This window comes from Bradyrhizobium sp. SZCCT0153, from assembly GCF_018129995.1.
GTDB classification, from domain to species: Bacteria; Pseudomonadota; Alphaproteobacteria; order Rhizobiales; family Xanthobacteraceae; genus Bradyrhizobium; species Bradyrhizobium japonicum_G.
The window spans coordinates 366,744-386,893 of record NZ_JAFCKS010000002.1 but is presented as its reverse complement, the minus strand read 5'-3'; the positions used below and the strand labels follow the sequence as shown (position 1 = coordinate 386,893).

General features: G+C 65.2%; 18 protein-coding genes and 1 pseudogene. 10 read left to right on the top strand and 9 right to left on the bottom strand.

Features of this window, described 5'->3' with window-relative positions; translation table 11 throughout:
- Positions 1 to 49: 49 nt before the first annotated feature.
- On the top strand, positions 50 to 724 hold the full coding sequence (gene otnC / locus JQ572_RS09680) for a 3-oxo-tetronate 4-phosphate decarboxylase (protein ID WP_211382777.1): 675 nt from the start codon (positions 50 to 52) through the stop codon (positions 722 to 724).
- Positions 725 to 834: 110 nt separating this feature from the next.
- Here the strand turns inward: otnC and JQ572_RS09675 are convergent, their stop codons facing one another.
- The 6 genes from JQ572_RS09675 to JQ572_RS09650 all read right to left on the bottom strand — a co-directional run bounded on the left by JQ572_RS09675 (position 835) and on the right by JQ572_RS09650 (position 6,418).
- Positions 835 to 1,539: an ABC transporter ATP-binding protein gene (locus JQ572_RS09675; RefSeq protein WP_211382776.1), complete on the bottom strand. Its 705-nt coding sequence runs from the start codon at positions 1,537 to 1,539 to the stop codon at positions 835 to 837.
- Complete coding sequence (locus tag JQ572_RS09670; RefSeq protein ID WP_211382775.1) at positions 1,523 to 2,254, bottom strand: ABC transporter ATP-binding protein; 732 nt, start codon at positions 2,252 to 2,254, stop codon at positions 1,523 to 1,525. Before JQ572_RS09670 ends, JQ572_RS09675 begins: the two co-directional genes overlap by 17 nt.
- Complete coding sequence (locus tag JQ572_RS09665) at positions 2,251 to 3,234, bottom strand: branched-chain amino acid ABC transporter permease (RefSeq protein WP_211382774.1); 984 nt, start codon at positions 3,232 to 3,234, stop codon at positions 2,251 to 2,253. Before JQ572_RS09665 ends, JQ572_RS09670 begins: the two co-directional genes overlap by 4 nt.
- Complete coding sequence (locus JQ572_RS09660; protein ID WP_211382773.1) at positions 3,234 to 4,112, bottom strand: branched-chain amino acid ABC transporter permease; 879 nt, start codon at positions 4,110 to 4,112, stop codon at positions 3,234 to 3,236. Before JQ572_RS09660 ends, JQ572_RS09665 begins: the two co-directional genes overlap by 1 nt.
- A 156-nt stretch (positions 4,113 to 4,268) precedes the next feature.
- Entirely contained in the window at positions 4,269 to 5,513 is a 1,245-nt protein-coding gene (locus JQ572_RS09655; protein WP_211382772.1) for an ABC transporter substrate-binding protein, read from the bottom strand.
- 89 nt (positions 5,514 to 5,602) lie between these two features.
- Entirely contained in the window at positions 5,603 to 6,418 is an 816-nt protein-coding gene (locus JQ572_RS09650; RefSeq protein ID WP_211382771.1) for a putative hydro-lyase, read from the bottom strand.
- A gap of 120 nt (positions 6,419 to 6,538) precedes the next feature.
- Between JQ572_RS09650 and JQ572_RS09645 the strand changes: the two genes are divergently transcribed.
- The 4 genes from JQ572_RS09645 to JQ572_RS09630 are packed head-to-tail and all read left to right on the top strand — an operon-like array spanning position 6,539 to position 10,749.
- On the top strand, positions 6,539 to 7,456 hold the full coding sequence (locus JQ572_RS09645; RefSeq protein WP_211382770.1) for a LysR family transcriptional regulator: 918 nt from the start codon (positions 6,539 to 6,541) through the stop codon (positions 7,454 to 7,456).
- A 32-nt stretch (positions 7,457 to 7,488) separates the two neighbouring features.
- Positions 7,489 to 8,739, top strand: a complete 1,251-nt coding sequence (locus tag JQ572_RS09640; RefSeq protein WP_211382769.1) for a Zn-dependent hydrolase — start codon at positions 7,489 to 7,491, stop codon at positions 8,737 to 8,739.
- A 13-nt stretch (positions 8,740 to 8,752) separates the two neighbouring features.
- Positions 8,753 to 9,664, top strand: a complete 912-nt coding sequence (locus tag JQ572_RS09635) for an NAD(P)-dependent oxidoreductase (RefSeq protein WP_211382768.1) — start codon at positions 8,753 to 8,755, stop codon at positions 9,662 to 9,664.
- An 11-nt stretch (positions 9,665 to 9,675) separates the two neighbouring features.
- Entirely contained in the window at positions 9,676 to 10,749 is a 1,074-nt protein-coding gene (locus JQ572_RS09630) for a malate/lactate/ureidoglycolate dehydrogenase (protein ID WP_211382767.1), read from the top strand.
- A 199-nt stretch (positions 10,750 to 10,948) separates the two neighbouring features.
- Here the strand turns inward: JQ572_RS09630 and JQ572_RS09625 are convergent, their stop codons facing one another.
- Positions 10,949 to 12,022, bottom strand: a complete 1,074-nt coding sequence (locus JQ572_RS09625; RefSeq protein ID WP_211382766.1) for a tartrate dehydrogenase — start codon at positions 12,020 to 12,022, stop codon at positions 10,949 to 10,951.
- Positions 12,023 to 12,178: 156 nt separating this feature from the next.
- Here JQ572_RS09625 and JQ572_RS09620 point away from each other — a divergent pair, with 156 nt between their 5' ends.
- Both JQ572_RS09620 and JQ572_RS09615 read left to right on the top strand, forming a co-directional pair.
- Entirely contained in the window at positions 12,179 to 12,955 is a 777-nt protein-coding gene (locus JQ572_RS09620; protein WP_211382765.1) for an SDR family oxidoreductase, read from the top strand.
- A gap of 36 nt (positions 12,956 to 12,991) precedes the next feature.
- A complete protein-coding gene (locus JQ572_RS09615; protein ID WP_211382764.1) occupies positions 12,992 to 14,410 on the top strand; it encodes an amidase in 1,419 nt (472 codons plus the stop codon).
- Positions 14,411 to 14,475: 65 nt separating this feature from the next.
- Here JQ572_RS09615 and JQ572_RS09610 read toward each other — a convergent pair.
- Positions 14,476 to 15,580: pseudogene (locus JQ572_RS09610) on the bottom strand (amino acid ABC transporter permease).
- 2 nt (positions 15,581 to 15,582) lie between these two features.
- Positions 15,583 to 16,770 carry an amino acid ABC transporter permease gene (locus tag JQ572_RS09605; RefSeq protein WP_211382763.1) on the bottom strand — a complete coding sequence of 396 codons (1,188 nt, stop codon included), beginning with the start codon at positions 16,768 to 16,770 and terminating at the stop codon, positions 15,583 to 15,585.
- 86 nt (positions 16,771 to 16,856) lie between these two features.
- On the opposite strand from JQ572_RS09605, the gene JQ572_RS09600 reads away from it, so the two are divergent.
- From JQ572_RS09600 to JQ572_RS09590, 3 genes are read left to right on the top strand one after another with little or no spacing between them, the layout of a single operon-like run.
- Positions 16,857 to 17,729 (top strand): MurR/RpiR family transcriptional regulator, encoded by an 873-nt coding sequence (locus JQ572_RS09600; RefSeq protein WP_211382762.1) that lies wholly within the window; start codon positions 16,857 to 16,859, stop codon positions 17,727 to 17,729.
- 3 nt (positions 17,730 to 17,732) lie between these two features.
- Positions 17,733 to 19,082: an aspartate aminotransferase family protein gene (locus JQ572_RS09595; protein WP_211382761.1), complete on the top strand. Its 1,350-nt coding sequence runs from the start codon at positions 17,733 to 17,735 to the stop codon at positions 19,080 to 19,082.
- Between the two features lie 12 nt (positions 19,083 to 19,094).
- The gene (locus tag JQ572_RS09590) at positions 19,095 to 20,108 is read left to right on the top strand and encodes an amino acid ABC transporter substrate-binding protein (protein ID WP_211382760.1); all 1,014 of its coding nucleotides are present in this window, start codon (positions 19,095 to 19,097) and stop codon (positions 20,106 to 20,108) included.
- The last annotated feature ends 42 nt before the right edge of the window (positions 20,109 to 20,150 follow it).

Here is a 20,150-nt window from a genome sequence, read left to right as displayed (position 1 = left end):
CTCGAATAACACGGCTTGGCCGCGCTGCCAAAGCGTGAGACAAGCGGGCATGACGGCCATGAGCAACGAGACAAGGCTGCGCGAGGAGATCTGCCGCTTCGGACGGTCCCTGTTCGAGCGCGGGCTGACGCCGGGCTCCTCCGGCAATATCAGCGTCAAGATGCACGATGGCGGATGGCTGGTGACGCCCACCAACGCCTCGCTCGGCTTCCTCGATCCGGCGCGGCTGTCGCGGCTGGACGATCAAGGCCGGCTGGTTTCGGGCGACGCGCCGACCAAGGAAGTTCCGCTGCACACCGCACTCTACGACACGCGCGAGAGCGCACGGGCGATCGTGCACCTGCACTCCACCCATTCGGTCGCGCTCTCGATGCTGCCCGAGATCGACCCGCGGGCCGCGCTGCCGCCGATGACGGCCTATTATTTGATGAAATGCGGCGCCACTGCGCTCGTGCCCTATTACCGCCCCGGCGATGCGGCGGTTGCGGATGCGATCAAGGGGCTGGCGGGGAAATATTCATCCGTGCTGCTCGCCAATCACGGGCCGGTCGTTGCGGGCGACACGCTGGAAGCGGCGGTGTTCGCGACCGAGGAGCTGGAGGAGACGGCGAAGCTGTATCTGCTGCTACGCGGGATGAACCCGCGCTATCTGTCGCCGGAACAGGTGACGGATTTGATGAAGGTGTTCGGGGTGGCGTTGCCGGAGCATGGGCACGAGCATTGATCCTGGCTCCAACCTCGTCATTGCGAGCGCAGCAAAGCAATCCAGAATCCCTCCGCGGAAAGACTCTGGATTGCTTCGCTCGCTCGCAATGACGGAGCGGCCAATGTGCCTTACAGCCCCAGATACGCCTTGCGCACGTCCGGATTACCCCTGATCTCAGCCGCCGGCCCCTGCATCAGCACGCGGCCGGTTTGCAGGATGTAGGCGCGGTCGGCAATCTCGAGGCACTCCGCCATGCGCTGCTCGACGATCAGCACGGTCATGCCGGCATCGCGGATGCGCAGCACCGCCTGGAATATCTCGTCGACCAGCTTCGGCATGATGCCCTGCGAGGGTTCGTCCAGCATCAGAAGCCGCGGGCGCGTCATCAACGCGCGGCCGATCGCGAGCATCTGCTGCTCGCCGCCGGAGAGAGTCTCGGCGCGCTGCTCGAGGCGCTCGGACAGACGCGGGAACAGCGTGAAGACGAGATCGAGCGGCGCTTCGCGGTCGGCCTCGCCGCGATAGAGATAGCTGCCGAGGCGAAGATTGTCGCGCACAGACAGGCGCGGAAACAGGCGGCGGTTCTCCGGCACATAGGCGATGCCGGTGGCCGTGATGTGATGCTGCGCCATGCCGTCGAGGCGCTTGCCGTCGAACGTCACCGTACCCGAACGCGGGCGCTCGGCGCCGGCGATGGATTTCAGCAGGGTCGACTTGCCCGCGCCGTTGGCGCCCGCGACGCAGACGATCTCGCCCTTCTGGACCTCGATCGAGACCGCGGAGATCGCGACCAGGCCCTGATAGGCGGTCGTGACTTCATGCACTGACAGCATGACGATCTCCCAGATATGCGCTGATCACCTTGGGATCGCGAACGACGTCGGCGGGTTTGCCCTCGACCAGCACCTTGCCGAGGTCGAGCACGATGGCGCGGTCGACCAGCGGCATCACGATCTCCATGACATGCTCGACCATCAGCACGGTGATGCCGGCATCCCGCACCTTGCGCACCAGAGCGACACCGGTCTGCGCCTCGGTCGGCGTGAGGCCGGTGAGGACCTCGTCGAGCAGCAGCAGCTTCGGTTCGGTCGCCAGCGCGCGGGCGACTTCGAGGCGGCGCTTCTCGGCCGGCACGAGATCGCTCGCGAGCACGTCGGCGCGCGCGGCAAGGCCGGTGAACTCCAGCACCTCATGCGCCTTGCGGCGGGCCTCGCGCATCACCGTGTTGCGCACCAGCGCGCCGACGATGACGTTGTCGATGACCGTCATGGTCTCAAAGCTCTTGACGACCTGGAAGGTGCGCCCGACGCCGCGCTGACAGCGCTCGGCCGCCGGCAGGCTGGTGACATCCTTGCCGTCGAACCAGATCGAGCCTTGCGTCGGCGGCAGCACGCCGGCGATGAGATTGAACAGCGTCGACTTGCCGGCGCCGTTGGGGCCGATCAGGCCGACGATCTCGCCGCGGCCGACCGAGATAGAGACGTCGCTGTTGGCGACGAGGCCGCCAAAGCGCTGCCAGACGCCGCGGGTCTCGAGCAGCGCGGTCATCGCGTGGCTCCCTTCGCCTTTGAACGGGAAAACAGGCTCACCAGTCCCTGCGGCAGGGCCAGCGAGATCGCCACGATCAGTGCGCCATAGACGATGAGGTCGACGCCGCGACCGGAGCCGCCGATGTAAGAGCGCGTCAGCTCCGTCATCGGGATCAGGATGGCAGCGCCGAGCACCGGCCCCCACAAGGTGCCGATGCCGCCGAGCACGGCCGGCAGCGCCATCAGCAGCGAGAACTGGAAGCCCATGACGCTCTCAGGATCGATATAAGCGAGAAACTGCGCATAGAAGGCGCCGCCGATGGCGACCAGGAAAGCGGAGACGGCAGCCGCGCCCATTTTGGAGTTGAACACGACGACGCCGAGGCTCTCGGCGGCATCCGGATTGTCCTTCACCGCGCGCCACCAAAAGCCCCATTTGGAGTCTTCGAGCCACCAGGTGACGAACCAGGCGAGGCTGCACAGCGCCAGCGCAAAATAGAAGTATGGCAGCTTGCTGCGCATGAACTGGAATTTCAGCCAGCTGTCGCCACGCACCGGAACGGTGATTCCCATCGCGGCTCCCGCCCATTCCCAGTTCTGGAACAGGAGCAGCCCGATCTCCGCGATCACGATGGTGGCGATCACGAAGTAGTGGCCGCGCAGGCGGAAGAACGGATAGCCGAGCCCCATCGCGATCACGGCCGCGATCACGCCGCCGGCGAGCATGCCGAACCAGGGCAGCACGCCGAACTTGGTGAACAGAAGCTCGGTGGTGTAGGCGCCGATGCCGAAATAGAGCGCGTGTCCCAGCGATATCTGCCCGCAATAGCCGGAGAGGATGTTCCAGCTCTGCGACAGCGCCGCGTACATCAGGGTCAGGATCAGGATGTTCTGGACGTAGACATCCTTGATGAACAGCGGCGCGAGCGCTGCGAGCCCGGCCAGAGCCGCGGCGATGATGAGGTCGCGGCGGCGCCGCGCGGCAAAAGTCTTGTCCATCACATTGACCCGAACAGGCCGCGCGGCCGGATGAAGACGACCAGCAGATAAACCGCGTAGATGCCGACCGATTTCAGGGAGGGAGGCAGCACCAAAGCGGTGGTCGCTTCGACGAGGCCGACGATGATGCCGCCGGCAAACGCGCCGAACACGCTGCCGAAACCGCCGAGCGCCACCGTGACATAGGCGATCAGCGCAAAGGACGCGCCGACGTCGGGATAGATGTAGAAGAACACCGCCATGATCGCGCCGGCGAGGCCGACCAGCGCGGCGCCGAGGCCCCAACCGAACGCGAACACGCGGTTCTTGTCGATGCCGACCAGTGCGACCGCGCCAGGATCCTCGCGGGTGGCTTCCAGCGCGCGGCCGAAATCGGTGCGGTGGATGAAGAAATAGAGGGCGGCAAAGGCGGCGATCGAGACCGCCGCGCCGATCAGCTGCGGCTCCGGCAGGAAGATGCCGGCGACCGAGACGGTTTTGCCGCCGGCCCAGGACTGCGGAATGCTGCGATAGTCCGGCGTGAAGAAGAACTGCGCGAGGCCGCGCATGAGAATGGCAAGGCCGAACGTGGTGAAGATCTGCACCATGCCGGCATTGGCCTTGGCCCGCATGGCAAACCGTACAACGAGCAGATAGACCACCGCTCCGAACACGAACATGGCCGCGGCGACCAATGGCGCCGACAGCAGGGGGTCGATCGCGAAGAATGCGAACAGGAAGAAGGACAGGTACATCGCGATCATCAGGAACTCGCCATGAGCGAAGTTCGTGACGTCCATCAGGCCGAAGATCAGCGCGAGGCCGACGGCAATCAGTCCGTAGAGCAGGCCCATGAGCAGGCCGCTCGCGAGACTCTGGATAATGGCTTGGGCTGTCAAAAGTCTGTCCCCCGAAATTCATCCTCATCCTGAGGAGCGCGCACAAGCGCGCGTCTCGAAGGATGGCCCAGCCCTCGTCCTTCGAGACGCGGGCTGCGCCCGCTCCTCAGGATGAGGGCGGGAGCTGCCGTCTGTGCTCCCGCTCTCCGAAAACGCTTACTTCATCGGCCAGATCGCCTCGGCAATCGCTGCCTGCGGCGGGAAGATGGTGACGAACTTGCCGCCGACATATTGCAGCAGCACCGGGTCAGCATCGTTGTTCTGCCCGGTCTCGTCGAACTTGATGCGCTTCCAGGGCATGATGGTCTGCTCGCCCGGGATGTCGGTCGCGGCCAGCGCGTCGCGGATCTTCTCGCCGTCGGCCGACTTGGCGCGGTTGATGGCGTCGGCCAGCACGATCAGGCCCATGAACTGGCGCGAGGTGAGGTCGTTGAGATCCTTGCCCGACTTCGCCTTGAACATGTCGTTGACCTTGCCGACCATGGGGCGCTTCTGCGCGAGGTCGAGCGAGAAGGTGCCGCGCGAGATCACGCCTTCGAGCTTGTCGCCGACGGCGTCGTAGAGCGCCTTCTCGGAAAAGCCGGCGTCCTGTGCCACGATCGCATTCGGCTTGTAGCCGAGCTCGGCCATGGTCTTGACCAGCAGGATGCCGTCGGTGGTGTAGCTCGAGGGCATCAGAACGTCGGCATTGGCGGTCTTGAGCTGCTGCACCTCGGCCGAGAGCGACGGCGAGTTGGCGCGGTACTTGATGTCGGTGACGATCTTGTAGGCGCGCTCACCGGCGATCTTGGCCTGGGCGTTGCCCGAATCGGTGCCGAAGATGGTGTCCTCGTGGAACAGCGACAGCGTCTCGATCTTGGCGCCCTTCTTCTTCATGGCATCGAAGAAGTCGAACATCGCGGCCGAGTACATCTCGTCGTGCGGGGACGCGCGGAAGTAATATTTGAGGCCGCGGCGATGCAGGCTCGGCGACGAGTTGTCGGCGGAGACGAACGGGATCTGGTAGCGCTCGCAGATCTGGCTGACGGTGACGGCCACCGCGCTCTGATAGGTACCGATGATGGCGGAGACCTTCTCTTGGGTGATCAGGCGCTCGGCCTCGGCGCGGCCCTTCTGCGGGTCGGCCTGGTGATCGGCGAACACGAGGCGGATCTTGGCGCCGCCGAGACCCGGCAAGCCCTCGCCCTTCGCCAGCGGCAGGTCGAAATCGGTGTCCTTGTTGATGACCTCGAGCGCGGTCTCATAGGCCTTCTGTGCGTCGACGCCCTGCTGCGCGCTGCCGCCGGAGAACGGGTAGATCACGCCGATAACGACTTCCGAAGTCTGTGCCCGCGCTGCCAGCGGCACCAGCGCGGCAGTGGCGGTGGCTCCCAACAACACGTCGCGGCGAGTAATCGTCATGGCATAGTCCCCTGTTTCTGAATTTCGGCTGATCGAATGAAGCGATTGATGGATGCGGTAAAGCCCGAACAAGCAGCAAACGCTGCCTACTAAATCACGGCCATGGTCCTGTTCTTGAGATCCGTCACCAGCATCAGACCGGGCGAATGCGTAATCGCGAACGGCAGCTTGGCGGCATTGATGACCGATTGCGGCGTCACGCCGCAGGCCCAGAACACCGGGATCTCGTCCTCGGCAACCGGCACCGGGTCGCCGTAGTCCGGCCTGGCGATGTCCTTGATGCCGATCAGATGCGGATGACCGAGGTGCACGGGCGCGCCGTGCACGGCGGGATAGCGCGAGGTGATCTGCACCGCACGGATCGCATCCGCCGGCTTGAACGGACGCATCGACACCACCATGGGACCCGCGAACGGACCAGACTCGCCGCAAGCGATGTTGGTGCGGTACATCGGCACGCGCACGTTCTGCTCGATGTGACGAATCGGCATGCCCTCGTCGAGCAGCGCCTCCTCGAACGAGAACGAGCAGCCGAGCACGAAGGTCACGAGATCGTCGCGCCAATGCTTGGTCACATCGGTCGGCTCGTCGACCACCTCGCCGTCGCGCCAGACGCGATAGCGCGGCACGTCGGTGCGGATGTCGAGATCGGCGCCCAGCGCCGGAATGTGCGGACTGCCGATATCGGACATGCCGATGATCGGGCACGGCTTGGGATTGAGCTGGCAGAAGCGGTGAAAGGCGCTGGCATATTCCGCCGGAAGGATCGCCAGATTGCCCTGGACGAAGCCGGGGGCAACGCCGGCGGTGGAGGCGACCAGCCCCTCGCGGTAGGCGAGCCGCGCCGTACGGCTCGGGAGCGTGTCGGGCGTTTCAGTTTGCTGCGCTGCCACCAAAACAGTCATGAGATCGACCTGCCTATAAACTCGACAAAGACAAGCCAACACCAAGCGTGTTATAAAGTCTAATCGTCGTTTCTAATCAAGGTCGATAAATTTTGTTTATCGAACAGGAAAATCCTTCCAATGCTGGACTTCCGGTCAATCGAGACGTTCCTCTGGGTTGTGAAGCTCGGCAGCTTTCGCGGCGCCGCACAAAGGCTCAATACCACCCAGCCCGCGATCTCCCAGCGCATCGCCCAGCTCGAACGCGAGATGGGGGTGAAACTCCTCAACCGCGATCATCGCGTGGCGTCGCCGACGCCGAGCGGCCGGCAGATGATGGTCTATGCGGAGAAGCTGATCGGCCTGCGCGCCGCGATGATAGCCGAGATCGGCGACCGCTCGGCGATGCGCGGCGTGATGCGGCTCGGTGTCGCCGAGACCATCGTGCACACCTGGCTGCCGCGGCTCGTCAAGAGCATGAACGAGGTCTACCCGAACCTGTCGCTGGAGATCGAGGTCGACATCACGCCGAACCTCACCGCACGCCTGCTCGCGCAGGAGATCGAGCTGGCCTTCGTGGTGGGACCGCTGTCGACTTCCGGCGTGCACAATCGCGTGCTCGCCGACTATCCGATCGGCTTTCTCGCAAGCCCCTCGCTCGGGTTCGGCAGCGGCCCGGTGACCAGGGCCGAGCTGGCGCGGTTTCCGATCATCACCTTCCCGCGCAAGACCCGGCCCTACGAAGTCGTGCGCGAAGTGTTCGACCGGCCGGAGCTGCCGCCGATCCGTCTGCACGCCTCTGCTTCGCTGGCAACGGTCATCCACATGGCGGTCGAAGGGCTCGGCATCGCCGTGATCCCCGACGCCATCGTCGAGGACGAGCTCGCCGACGGGCGGTTGCAGCTGCTCGACACCGATCTCACCATCGCGCCGCTGACCTTCACGGCAAGCTGGCTCGCCTCACCCGACGTCGTGGCAATCGAGCGCGTCGCCGAGCTTGCACGGCAGATTGCGCAGAGCAGCCTCGCGGTTGACGAGGCCGCGCCGGCGCGTCATTGAAACAGGCGCCGGACAATCGAGAGACCGACCGCATGAGCCGAGCCGCCACCAATCTGCAAATCGATTCCGCCCGCCTCTGGGGCTCCATCCACGAGACCGCACAATTCGGCGCAACGGCCAAGGGCGGCGTGCGGCGGCTGACCCTGAGCGCGGAAGACAAGCAGGTGCGCGACTGGTTCCGCAAGGCCTGCGAGGAGGCCGGCCTCGAGGTGCACACCGATGCGCTCGGCTCACAGTTCGGCCTGCGCAAGGGACGCGACATGTCGAAGCTGCCCGTCGGCATCGGCTCGCATCTCGATACCCAGCCCACCGGCGGCAAGTATGACGGCATTCTGGGTACGCTCGGCGCGCTGGAAGTGATCCGCACGCTGAACGACGCCGGCATCGAGACCGAGGCGCCGATCTGCGTCGTCAACTGGACCAATGAGGAAGGCTCGCGCTTCGCACCGGCGATGATGGCCTCCGCGGCTTATGTCGGCGATTTCACCACCGACGACATCCTCTCGCGCAAGGACGCCGAAGGCACGACCGTCGGTCAGGCGCTCGACGGCATCGGCTATCGCGGCGACAAGCCGGTCGGCTTCCAGAAGCTCGGCTGCTTCGTCGAGCTGCACATCGAGCAGGGCCCGATTTTGGAAGCCGAGGGCAAGACCATCGGCGTGGTCGATTCCGGCCAGGGCGTGCTCTGGTACGACGGCAAGATCTCCGGCTTCGAAAGCCATGCGGGTTCGACACCGATGCCGCTGCGGCGCGATGCGCTGGCGACACTGTCCGAGATCGTGCTGGCAATGGAAGCTATTGCGAAGAAGCACGGGCCGAAAGCGGTCGGCACCATCGGCGAGGCCGTGATCGCCAATCCCTCCCGCAACGTCATTCCAGGCGAGATCGCCTTCACCATGGATTGCCGCAGTGCGGATGGCGCGATCATGGATGCGCTCGACCGCGACCTCCGTGCCGCCATTGCCGAGATCGCCGCGCGCCGCAAGGTCGAGGTCAAGATCGACCTCGTCTGGCGCAAGCCGCCGACGCATTTCGACCCCAAGCTGATTGCGGCAGTCGAGAATGCCGCAAAGACGCTCGGCTATTCCTCTCGCCGCATCACCTCCGGCGCGGGCCACGATGCCTGCAATCTCAACACTATCATCCCCGCTGCGATGGTGTTCGTGCCCTGTAAGGACGGCATCAGCCACAACGAGCTGGAAGACGCCACGCAGCCCGACTGCGCCGCAGGCACCAACGTTCTCATGCACACGGTGCTGGCGATCGCCGGCGTCGCATCCTGACCGGAGAAAGACCATGCGCGGAGTTTTCGTCGATGCCAACGAAGCCCTCGCCGTGATCATGGAGCGGCTGGAGCGGCCCGGGGACCCCAAAGTGCGGATCCACAGGGACCCCGACATCAAGCCCGAGCAATATCCTGACATCCTCGATGGCGCCGAGATCGCGATCGTCGATCACACGGCGCTTCCCACCGAGGTCGCGAAGAAGTGCACTGGGCTCAAGCACGTCGTGTTTCTCGGCACCGGCGCGCGCAGCTACATGAACCCGGAAGAGTTGGCAGAGCTTGGCATCTCCGTGCATCTGATCAAGGGCTATGGCGACACCGCGGTGGCGGAGTCCGCGATCGCACTGATGTGGGCCTCGGCCCGCGTCATCGCGATGATGGATCGCGAGATGCGCGGCGGCAACTGGCTGCGCGAGGACGGCATGCAGCTCACCGGCAAGACGCTCGGCCTGATCGGCTTCGGCGGCATCGCCGCCGAGGTCGCGCGCATCGCATCGGGCAGCGGCATGAAGGTGATCGCCTGGAACCGCTCGCCCAAGAGCTTTCCGGGCGTCGAGTTCACCGATCTCGACGCGGTGCTGGCAAGTAGCGACGTGGTGTCGCTGCATCTGCTGCTCAACGACGAGACCCGCGGCATGATCACCCGCGAGAAGATTTTTGCGATGAAGCCCGGCGTCATCCTCGTCAATACCGCCCGCGCCGCAGTCGTGGACGAGGCCGCGATGATCGACGCGCTGAAGTCCGGCCACATCCGCCATGCCGGCCTCGACGTCTTCAACATCGAGCCCCTGCCTGCGGACCACCCGCTGACGAAGATTCCAAACGTGACGCTGTCCGCGCATTCGGCCTTCCGCACACCGGAGGCGAGCGAAAACCTGATTGAAGCGGCGTTGGTCCACTGCCGCCGGATCGTGAAGGGATAAGAGCAACAACAATGGCCGATTACCGCACCATCAGGGCTGAGCCCCTCACTAACGCCATCCGCGCAATCGTCAAGGCGGGCGGATCTTCGGACCGCGAGGCCGAGCTCGTATCGACGAACCTCGTCGAGGCCAATCTCAAGGGGCACGACTCGCACGGCGTCGGCATGATCCCGCGCTATGTCCAGAGCGTCACCACGGGCGGCCTCGCCGTGAACCAGCACGTCAAGATCGTGCTCGACACCGGTCCGCTTCTCACCCTCGACGGCCTCACCGGCTACGGCCAGGTGATCGGTCATGAAGCGATGGAGCTGGCGGCCGAGCGCGCCAAGCGCAACGGCGTGTGTCTCGTCGGCCTCTCGAACTCGCACCATATCGGCCGCATCGGCCACTGGGCCGAGCAGTGCATCGACCACGGGCTGGTCTCGATCCACTTCGTCAACGTGATCTCGCGCCCGATCGTGGCGCCCTGGGGCGGCAGCGATGCGCGCCACGGCACCAACCCGTTCTGCGTCGGCATCCCGCGCAGGGGCAAGGACCCCATCGTGCTCGACTTTGCCACCAGCAGGATCGCGCAGGGCAAGACCCGCGTCGCCCATAACAAGGGCGTCGAACTCGAGCCCGGCACCATCATCGACAACGAAGGCAAGCCCACCGTCAATCCGCGCTACACCGTGATCTCGCCGCACGGCGCCATCCTGCCGTTCGGCGAGCACAAGGGTTCGGGGCTCGCACTGGTATGCGAAATCCTCGGCGGCGCGCTCTCCGGCGGGCAGGCGGTCAAGGGCCCGTCCGACGGCAAGCACAACGTCCTCAACGGCATGCTCTCGATCATCATCGATCCGGGCAAGCTCGGCACCGGCGAGAACCTGGCGCGCGAAGTCGAGAGCTTCGTCGCCTGGCACACCGGCTCGCCGCCCGCCCCCGGCGTCGACAAGGTGAGGATCGCCGGCGAGCCCGAGCGCGAGACCAAGAAGAAGCGGCTGGCTGAAGGCATCCCGGTCGACCCGACCACGTGGCAGGAGATTCTTGAAGCCGGGAAGAAGTTCGGGCTCGATCAGGCTGCGATCGAGAAGATCGCAGGTTGATTGGCCTGATGCGACGTGCTGCTTCCCCTTCTCTCCTTGTGGGAGAAGGTGGCCCGAAGCGACGCATGAGGGGTTCGCTCCGCGACGAATAATTTCCCAAATGAGAGCGCTGTCTCCACGGAGAGACCCCCCTCACCCGTCTTCGATGCTTCGCATCGAAGCCACCCTCTCCCACAAGGGGAGAGGGTAAAACAGCGAACTAATCCACCATGTCCGCGACCGCCTTGCCGCAGGCGGTGGTGTCGGCGTTGCCGCCGAGATCCTTGGTACGCAGCGTGCGTTCGGCCAGCGTGCGCTCGATCGCATCGACGATCGACCGGCCGGCTTCCTTCTCACCGAGATGCTCGAGCATCATCGCGCCCGACCAGATCGCGCCGATCGGGTTGGCGATGCCCTGCCCCGCGATATCGGGCGCCGAGCCGTGCACCGGCTCGAACACCGAGGGGAAATCGCCTTCGGGATTGATGTTGCCCGAAGGCGCGATGCCGATCGTGCCGGTGCAGGCGGGGCCGAGGTCGGAGAGGATGTCGCCGAACAGGTTCGAGCCGACCACGACGTCGAACCAGTCTGGATGCAGCACGAAGTTCGCGGTGAGGATATCGATGTGGTACTTGTCCCACTTCACGCCCGGAAACTTCTTCGCCATCGCCTCCACGCGTTCGTCCCAATAGGGCATTGTGATGGAGATGCCATTCGACTTGGTCGCCGAGGTCAGGTGCTTCTTCGGCCGCGACTGGGCGAGCTCGAACGCGAACTTGAGGATGCGATCGACGCCGACGCGGGTCATCACCGTCTGCTGCGTCACGAACTCGCGGTCGGTGTCCGGGAACATGCGGCCGCCGACCGAGGAATACTCGCCTTCGGTGTTCTCGCGCACGACCCAGAAATCGATGTCGCCGGGTTTGCGGCCCGCCAGCGGCGACGGCACGCCGGGCATCAGACGCACCGGGCGCAAATTCACATACTGATCGAACTCGCGGCGGAACTTGATCAGCGACCCCCACAGCGAGACGTGATCCGGAATCTTGGCCGGCCAGCCGACCGCACCGAAGTAGATCGCATCATGCTTGCCGATCTTCTCCTTCCAGTCATCCGGCATCATCTGCCCGTGCTTCTCGTAATAGTCCCAGGACGAGAAGTCGAAATGGTCGAAATGCAGGGATACGCCATGTTTCTTGGCGGCAGCCTCCAAAACACGCAGTCCCTCGGGCATCACTTCCTTGCCGATGCCGTCGCCGGGTATGACCGCGATCCGGTATTGTTTCTTGCTCATCGAGAACGTCCCTTTTTGGTCCGGCAACCGCCGTCCTTTTGACCGCACTGCAATGGACCAAACGCGGCGACAGTGCAACGCTGCACTGCAATGTTGACCGTGGCGCGGCCGACCGCCTACTGATTTCATTCCGTTCCCACCGAGTGAGTACATCCCATGGATCTGCATCTGCGTGGCAAGCGCGTCCTGATCACGGGCGCGTCCAAGGGCATCGGCGCAGCCGCCGCCGAGGCATTTGCCGAGGAAGGCGCGCATCTGCTGCTCGCCGCCCGCAACGGCGAGCAGCTCAAGGCGCTGGCGGACCGCTTGCGCTCCGCGCAGAAGATCGATGCCGCGACCAGCATCGTGGACCTGCGCAAGGCCGAGGATTTGGCGCGGCTCGCCAGGGAAGCCGCCGACATCGACGTTCTCGTCAACAACGCCGGCGACATCCCGGGCGGCTCGATCGACAAGATCGACGAGGCGACATGGCGGCACGCCTGGGAATTGAAAGTGTTCGGCTACATCAACCTGACGCGGCAGATCTACGCGCAGATGAAGGCGAAGGGGGGCGGCGTGATCGTCAACGACATCGGCGCGGCCGGCGAGAAATTCGACGCGAACTACATTTGCGGCAGCGCCGGCAATGCCGCACTGATGGCCTTCACCCGCGCGCTCGGCGGCAAGAGCCTCGCCGACAACATCCGCGTGGTCGGCATCAACCCCGGCCCGGTCGGGACCGACCGTCACGTCACGCTGCTCAAGACGCGTGCGAAGCACCAGTTCGGCGACGAGAGCCGCTACAAGGAATTCCAGAAGAGCCTGCCGCTCGGCAGGCCTGCGCATGCGCGCGAGATCGGCGATCTCATGGCGTTCCTGGCGTCGGACCGCGCGGGCTACACGTCGGGCGTGATCTACACGGTGGACGGCGGGATCAGCGCGGGATGGGGTTAGTATTTCCGACCTTTTGCAAGAGTAGGAGTAGAATAATTGTCTCAAGAGTTGATCCGTGAAACCGCATGCGCCGTCGTCGACAAGCTGCGGTCCGGCGACGTCTCGCCGCTCGAGCTGCTGGATGTGCTGGAGAAACGCATCAGCGACGTCGACGGCAAGGTCAATGCGCTGCCGACGCTGTGCTTCGATCGCGCGCGGAACAGCGCCAAGGCGCTGATGCAGAAGCCGGCCGGCGCACGCGGGCTGCTCGCAGGCCTGCCGGTGCCCATCAAGGACCTGACCGACGTTGCGGGCGTTCTGACCACGCAGGGCTCGCCGATCTTCAAGGACAATGTGCCCAAACAGTCCGACCTCATGGTGGAGAACCTCGAAGGTAACGGCGCGGTGGTCTACGCCAAGTCCAACACGCCGGAGTTCGGAGCCGGCGCCAACACCTTCAACGAGGTGTTCGGCGCGACCCTCAATCCCTGGGATACATCCAAGTCCGCCGCGGGCTCCTCGGGCGGCGCCGCCGTGGCGCTCGCAACCGGCATGGCCTGGCTCGCGCAGGGCTCGGACATGGGCGGCAGCCTGCGCAGCCCGGCAGCTTTCTGCGGCATCGCCGGCATGCGGCCAAGCATCGGCCGGGTTGCACATACGCCGAAAGCGGCGATCGACCGCAATCTCGGCGTCCTCGGCCCGATGGCGCGCAACGTCGAGGATCTCGCGCTGCTGCTGGATGCCATGAGCGGCGACTACGCGGCCGATCCGCTGTCGCTGCCGGCGCCGGCGACCTCGTTCCTGTCGGCGGCGCGCTCGGGCAACAAGCCGAAGCGCATCGCCTATTCGCCCGATCTCGGCATCACGCCGGTCGATCCCGAGGTCAAGGCGATCACGCGCAAGGCGGCTGAACGCTTCGCGGAAGCCGGCGCGATCGTCGAGGAGGCGCATCCGGACTGGCGCGAGGCGCATGAGTGCTTCCACGTGCTGCGCGCCTTCGACTTCGCCATCAGCAAGGCGCAGTTGCTGCGCACCAAGCGCGACCTGCTCAAGCCCGAAGTGATCTGGAACATCGAGGAGGGTCTCAAGCTCACCGTCGAGCAACTCGAGCGCGCCGAGGCGCAGCGCGTCGGCATGACCGCACGCGCGATCGAGTTCTTCAAGACCTACGATCTGTTGCTGGTGCCGACCACGATCGTGCCGCCCTTCCCGATCGAGCACCGCTATGTCGCCGAATGCGCCGGCAAGAAGTTCGACAATTACGTCGAATGGCTCGGCATCGTCTATGCGATCACGCTGGCCTGCTGCCCATCGCTGTCGCTGCCCTGCGGCTTCACGGCTTCGGGCCTGCCCGTCGGCGTGCAGGTGGTCGGGGCGCCCCGCGCGGATGCGCAGGTGATCGCGGGCGCGAAGGTGCTGGAGGATATTCTGGGCCTGCGCGAAACGACGCCGATCGACCCGAAGGTGAAGAAGTAAGACAATCGGCACGCCACGCACTCGGTGCGCTCCCTCGCCCCGCTCTTGCGGGGAGAGGCGGAGGATCACCTCCCGCTGGTCGCCTCCAGGCTGCGGCTGTACCGCGACATCGCAAAGCAAAAGACAAAATAGATCGCGGCGACGAAGATGTAGACCTCGACCGAGAACTGCTGCCACGCCGGATCGATGATCGCCGTCTTCGCCGTCGTCAGCAGATCGAAGATGCCGATGATCAGCACGAGGCTGGTGTCCTTGAAGAAGGCGATGAAGGTGTTGACCAGCGGCGGAATGACGTGGCGGATCGCCTGCGGCAGCACGATCAGGCGATGCTTGCGCCAGTAGGATAGCCCGAGCGCATCGCCCGCCTCATACTGCCCGCGCGGCACCGCCTGGAGGCCGCCGCGAATGACCTCGGCCAGATAGGCGCCTGCGAACAGGATGATCGCGATCTGCGCGCGCAAGAGCTTGTCGATGTTGAATCCGTTCGGCATGAACAGCGGAAACATCACGCTCGCCATGAAGAGCAGGCTCACCAGCGGTACGCCGCGGATCAATTCGACATAGAGCGCTGAGCGAGCGGATCGCAGGCAGCCTTGAGCGCCGGCCGAGCGCGACGAGAATCCCGAGCGGGAAGCCGAAGGCCAGTCCAAAGGTCGCCAGGATCAGCGTCACCGGCAAGCCGCCCCAGCGGTCCTGAGAAACGAAGGACAGACCGAACACACCGCCCCACATGAGCATGCTGATCAGCGCCAGCGCCCCGATCCAGAGATAGGCCAGCTCGCGCCGCCACAGGGCGCGGCGCGTGGAGAGATAGAACAGCGCGATGAAAACCAGCACCGACAGCGCCGGCCGCCACTGCTCGTCGAACGGATAGGTGCCGAACAGGATGAAGCGATATTTTTCGGGGATGATCGCCCAGCAGGCGCCGACGCCGCGCACCGCCCGGCAAGCGCTGGAATCGTTTGCCGGCGTCAACCAGACCGCATTGGCGATGCCCCATTGCACGAAGCTGAAGATACCCTTGGCAAGCACCGCCAGCAGCACGACCGAGAGGATGCCGTTCGGGATCGACGAGAACAGATTGGCGCGCAGCCAGCGCAGCACCGGGTTTCCGATTTGCGGGCGGCGGGCCGCGCGCGGCACCTCCGGCATGTCGGTGATCGCCGTCATGGTCAGCGCTCCACCAGCGCGATGCGCGAATTGTACCAGTTCATGAAGAAGCTGATGCCGAGGCTGATGGTCAAGAACACCGCCATGATCAGGGCGATCGCCTCGATCGCCTGCCCGGTCTGGTTCAGCGTGGTGTTGGCGATCGAGACCACGTCCTGGTAGCCGATCGCCACTGCCAGCGAAGAGTTCTTGGTCAGGTTGAGATACTGGCTCGTCATCGGCGGCACGATGACGCGCAACGCCTGCGGCAGGATGATCTGCCGCAGCATGAAGCTGCGACGCAGTCCGAGCGCATTGGCGGCATCCCACTGGCCGCGCGGCACCGACTGGATGCCGCTGCGCACGATCTCGGCGATGAAGGCCGAGGTGTAGGTGACGAGCGCGATCAGCAGCGCGAAATATTCCGGCGCGAGCGTCAACCCGCCGACGAAGTTGAAGCCGCGCAACTCCGGCCATTCGATCGCCCAGGGCACGCCGAGCGCCACGGATACTGCCGTCGGCAGCGCGAGGACGAGGCCGACCGCAAAGGGCCAGGCTGGCCGCGGCTTGCCATCGCGCAGCTGCTGAGCGACCAGCCATCGCTGGATCAGAAAGTACGCCACAAGCCCGAGCACTGCCGTGCCGAGCACCCAGAGCTGCGGCGCCCCGATCGGGATCGCCGGCAGGATCAGGCCGCGATTGGACAGGAACACGCCCTCAACGGGCCGGAACGCCGCGCGCGCGGCGGGCAGCGTCTGCATCAGCACGTACCAGAACAGCAGCTGGAGCAGCAGCGGGATGTCGCGGAGCGTCTCGACATAGACGGCTGCCAGCCGCGACAACAGCCAGTTGGCCGACAGCCGCGAAATGCCGATCAGCGTCCCCAGAATGGTTGCAAGCACGATGCCGATCACCGCGACGCGCAGCGTGTTGGCGATGCCGACGACGAAGGCCCACAGATACGTGTTTCTCGGATTGTAGGTGAGCAGGCTGTCCGCGATCGGCATGCCGGCCTCGCGGCCCAGAAAGGCAAAACCGGTGGTGATGCGGCGGGCCGACAGGTTGGTGACGGTGTTGGACCAGAGGAAGACGATGACCCCGACTACGATCCCGACCACCAGGACCTGCCAGAACAGGCCTTGCAGCTCGCGGCGCCCGAAGGCGCCTAAGAAGCGGCGGCGCGGCGGCGGTCTTGGAGCGTCCGAAGTCACAGCACAAAAATCCTTCTCAAGACAACGATTTCCGGCGGCGCACGTCAACTGTTGCACCATTCTTCAAATCGTGCAACAAATGTTTCATGGCCGAGCCCGCTAAATCCTCGCCGCTGAGCGAACTGCGCATTGCATTGCCATCGCTCCCGATGCGGCTGCAGGAGGTCGGACGCTTCGTCGCCGCCAATGATTACGACGCCACCACCCGTTCGATGCGCGATCTCGCAGCGGTTGCTGGCGCCGACCCTGCGGCCTTCACGCGGCTTGCGAAGGCGATCGGCTATTCCGGCTGGGACGAATTGCGCGCGGCGCTGACGGAGGCGCGGCGGCCGGCACAGATAGCGCCCTTCTCCATCCGCGCCAAGGGTCGCCGCCACGGCCCCAATGCCGACGTCACGCTCGTCACCGACAAGCTCGAGGCCGAGGCCGCGGGCCTTCCGCGCATCCCGGTGCCTCCGATCGCGGAAGCGGCCCGCACGCTGCACGACGCAAAGCGGATCTGGATTGCGGGCTACCGAAGTTGCCGTAGCGTCGCGGAATTGCTGAACTACGAGCTGCGGCTGTTCCGTCCCGAACAGGTGCAGATCGTCGGTGCATCGGGCCCCGACGATCTCGATCTCGGCGCGATCCGTCCCGGCGAGATCGTCATCGTCATCGGCTTCATGCCCTATACGCATGCGAGCGTTCGCGTCGCACAGGCCGCCTATCGCGCCGGCGCGAAGCTGATCGCGATCGCCGACAGCGTGACAGCACCGATGGCAGAGGGTGCCGACCACGTGCTGCTGTTCGAGGCCGCCGCCTCGCCCGGCTTCTTCCCGAGTCTGACCGGCGCCATCGCGATCGCGCAGTCGCTCGCCGCGGTGACGTTCTCGCTCGGCGGCACGGCCGCGAAGAAGCGCCTGGAAAATACCGAGGCGCGGCTCGCCGCGGCCTCCACCTACGTCTCGGAGAAGGATTAATCCATGGCCTCTCGCACCAGCCGCGTGCTGCACCGCTCGTTGCGTGAGACGCCGCCCAAGGCGATCGGCGGCGAAGGCGTCTATCTTTTTGCCGAGGACGGACGGCGCGTGATCGACGCCTCCGGCGGGGCTGCGGTCTCCTGCCTCGGCCACCAGCATTCGCGCGTGATCGCGGCGATGGCGAAGCAGGCCTCGACCTTGGCCTATGCGCACACCGCCTTCTTTTCCTCCGAGCCGGCCGAAGCCCTGGCCGAGACGCTTGTCGGCCATGAGCCCGGCGGTCTCGCCTACGCTTATTTCGTCAGCGGCGGCTCCGAGGCGATCGAAGCCAGCATCAAGCTCGCTCGGCAATTTTTCATCGAGCGCGGCGAGCCGCAGCGGCAGCATTTCATCGCGCGGCGCCAGAGCTATCACGGCAACACGCTCGGCGCGCTCGCGGCAGGCGGCAACGCCTGGCGTCGCGCGCCCTATGCGCCGCTGCTCTCCGGCGCTTTCAGCCATGTGACGCCGGCCTTTGCCTATCACGAGAAGCACGATGGCGAGTCCGATGCGCAATTCGTGGCGCGGCTCGCCGCCGAGCTCGAGGCCGAATTCCAGCGGCTCGGCCCTGACACCGTTGCAGCGTTTCTCGCCGAGCCCGTCGTCGGCGCCACCGCCGGTGCGGTAACCGCGCCGGACGGCTACTTCAAGGCGGTACGAGAGATCTGCGACCGGCACGGTGCGCTGCTCATCCTCGACGAGGTCATGTGCGGCATGGGCCGCACCTGCACCACGCACGCATGGGAGCAGGAAGGCATCGCGCCCGACATCCAGGCGATCGCCAAGGGTCTCGGCGGAGGCTACCAGCCGATCGGTGCGATGCTCGCAAGCGGAAGGATCATCGACACCATCCGCGCCGGCTCCGGCGCGTTCCAGCATGGCCACACTTACCTGGCGCATCCCCTCGCCTGCGCAGCCGCGCTCGCGGTGCAGGATGTCATCCGCGAGGACGGTCTTCTCGAGCGCGTCAAGGAGCGCGGCAAGCAGCTCGAACAGCGCCTGATCGACCGCTTCGGCAATCACCGCCATGTCGGCGATATCAGGGGACGCGGGCTGTTCTGGGCGATCGAGCTCGTCGCCGATCGCGCCAGCCGCACCTCATTCGATCCGGCGCTCAAGCTGAACCAGAAGATCAAGGCAGAGGCCTTCGCCAACGGGCTCGGCTGCTATCCCGGCGGCGGCACGGTGGATGGCGTCCGCGGCGACCACGTGCTGCTGGCGCCGCCCTATATCGTTTCGACTGATGAGATCGACCAGATCGTCGACAAGCTCGGCACGGCCGTCGACAACGTGTTGCGTAGTGTCAATCACTGAGGGGAGAGTATCATGATGAGGAAAGTGGTTCTTGCGGCGGGCCTGCTCGCGGCATCTGCGGTGGTCTCGGAGGCAGCGACGCTCGACACGGTGAAGAGCCGCGGCACGCTGATATGCGGCGTCAGCGCCGGCTTTGCCGGGTTCTCCGCGCCGGATTCGCAGGGCAACTACAAGGGACTCGACGTCGACTATTGCCGCGCGCTCGCGGCCGGCGTGCTGGGCGATGCCAGCAAGGTGCGCTACGTCTCGCTGACCGCGCAGAACCGCTTCACCGCGCTGCAATCGGGCGAGATCGACGTGCTCTACCGCAACTCGACGCAGACCTATCTGCGCGGCGTGACATTGGGCCTGCAGCAGGGGCCGATCAATTTCTACGACGGCCAGGGTTTTGTCGTGAAGAAGGACCTCGGCGTAAAGGAGATCAAGGACCTCAAGGGCGCCACCGTCTGCGTCGCGCAGGGCACCACGCACGAGGTTACGCTCGGCGATTACGGCCGCGCCAACGGCATCGACTGGAAGCCGCTGGTGTTCGACCGCGTCGACACCATGTACCAGACCTTCTTCGGCGGCCGCTGCGATGCCATGACCCAGGACGCCTCCGCCCTCGCGGGCGCGGTGACGACCGCAGCGCCAAATCCGGCCGACTACGTCGTGCTGCCTCAGACCATCAGCAAGGAGCCGCTCGGCCCCTTCACCCGCAACGGCGACGAGGTCTGGAGCAACATCATCACCTGGCTGCATTACGGCCTGATCGAGGCCGAAGAGCTCGGCGTGACGCAGGCCAATGTCGACGAGATGGCGAAGTCGCAGACACCCGCGATCCAGCGGCTGCTCGGTGCCTCCGGCGATCTCGGCTCGCGGCTCGGGCTCGACAACAAATGGCTGGTCACGGCGATCAAGGCTACCGGCAATTATGGCGAGATCTATGAGCGCAATGTCGGCAAGGCCAGCCCGCTCAAGCTCGACCGCGGCCTCAACGGCCTCTGGACCAAGGGCGGCTTGATGTACGCGGTGCCGTTCAAGTAGGAAGTTCACCTCTCCCCGCTTGCGGCCGCTTGCGGGGAGAGG

What these genes read in the sequence shown, in the direction of transcription:
- JQ572_RS09600 (WP_211382762.1), top strand. Translation starts at nt 16,857, where the DNA reads ATGGCCGAGCCCGCTAAATCCTCGCCGCTGAGCGAACTGCGCATTGCA.
- JQ572_RS09665 (WP_211382774.1), bottom strand. Translation starts at nt 3,234, where the DNA reads ATGGACAAGACTTTTGCCGCGCGGCGCCGCCGCGACCTCATCATCGCC.
- JQ572_RS09675 (WP_211382776.1), bottom strand. Translation starts at nt 1,539, where the DNA reads ATGCTGTCAGTGCATGAAGTCACGACCGCCTATCAGGGCCTGGTCGCG.
- JQ572_RS09620 (WP_211382765.1), top strand. Translation starts at nt 12,179, where the DNA reads ATGGATCTGCATCTGCGTGGCAAGCGCGTCCTGATCACGGGCGCGTCC.
- JQ572_RS09645 (WP_211382770.1), top strand. Translation starts at nt 6,539, where the DNA reads ATGCTGGACTTCCGGTCAATCGAGACGTTCCTCTGGGTTGTGAAGCTC.
- otnC (WP_211382777.1), top strand. Translation starts at nt 50, where the DNA reads ATGACGGCCATGAGCAACGAGACAAGGCTGCGCGAGGAGATCTGCCGC.
- JQ572_RS09650 (WP_211382771.1), bottom strand. Translation starts at nt 6,418, where the DNA reads ATGACTGTTTTGGTGGCAGCGCAGCAAACTGAAACGCCCGACACGCTC.
- JQ572_RS09670 (WP_211382775.1), bottom strand. Translation starts at nt 2,254, where the DNA reads ATGACCGCGCTGCTCGAGACCCGCGGCGTCTGGCAGCGCTTTGGCGGC.
- JQ572_RS09630 (WP_211382767.1), top strand. Translation starts at nt 9,676, where the DNA reads ATGGCCGATTACCGCACCATCAGGGCTGAGCCCCTCACTAACGCCATC.
- JQ572_RS09635 (WP_211382768.1), top strand. Translation starts at nt 8,753, where the DNA reads ATGCGCGGAGTTTTCGTCGATGCCAACGAAGCCCTCGCCGTGATCATG.
- JQ572_RS09655 (WP_211382772.1), bottom strand. Translation starts at nt 5,513, where the DNA reads ATGACGATTACTCGCCGCGACGTGTTGTTGGGAGCCACCGCCACTGCC.
- JQ572_RS09625 (WP_211382766.1), bottom strand. Translation starts at nt 12,022, where the DNA reads ATGAGCAAGAAACAATACCGGATCGCGGTCATACCCGGCGACGGCATC.
- JQ572_RS09595 (WP_211382761.1), top strand. Translation starts at nt 17,733, where the DNA reads ATGGCCTCTCGCACCAGCCGCGTGCTGCACCGCTCGTTGCGTGAGACG.
- JQ572_RS09590 (WP_211382760.1), top strand. Translation starts at nt 19,095, where the DNA reads ATGATGAGGAAAGTGGTTCTTGCGGCGGGCCTGCTCGCGGCATCTGCG.
- JQ572_RS09640 (WP_211382769.1), top strand. Translation starts at nt 7,489, where the DNA reads ATGAGCCGAGCCGCCACCAATCTGCAAATCGATTCCGCCCGCCTCTGG.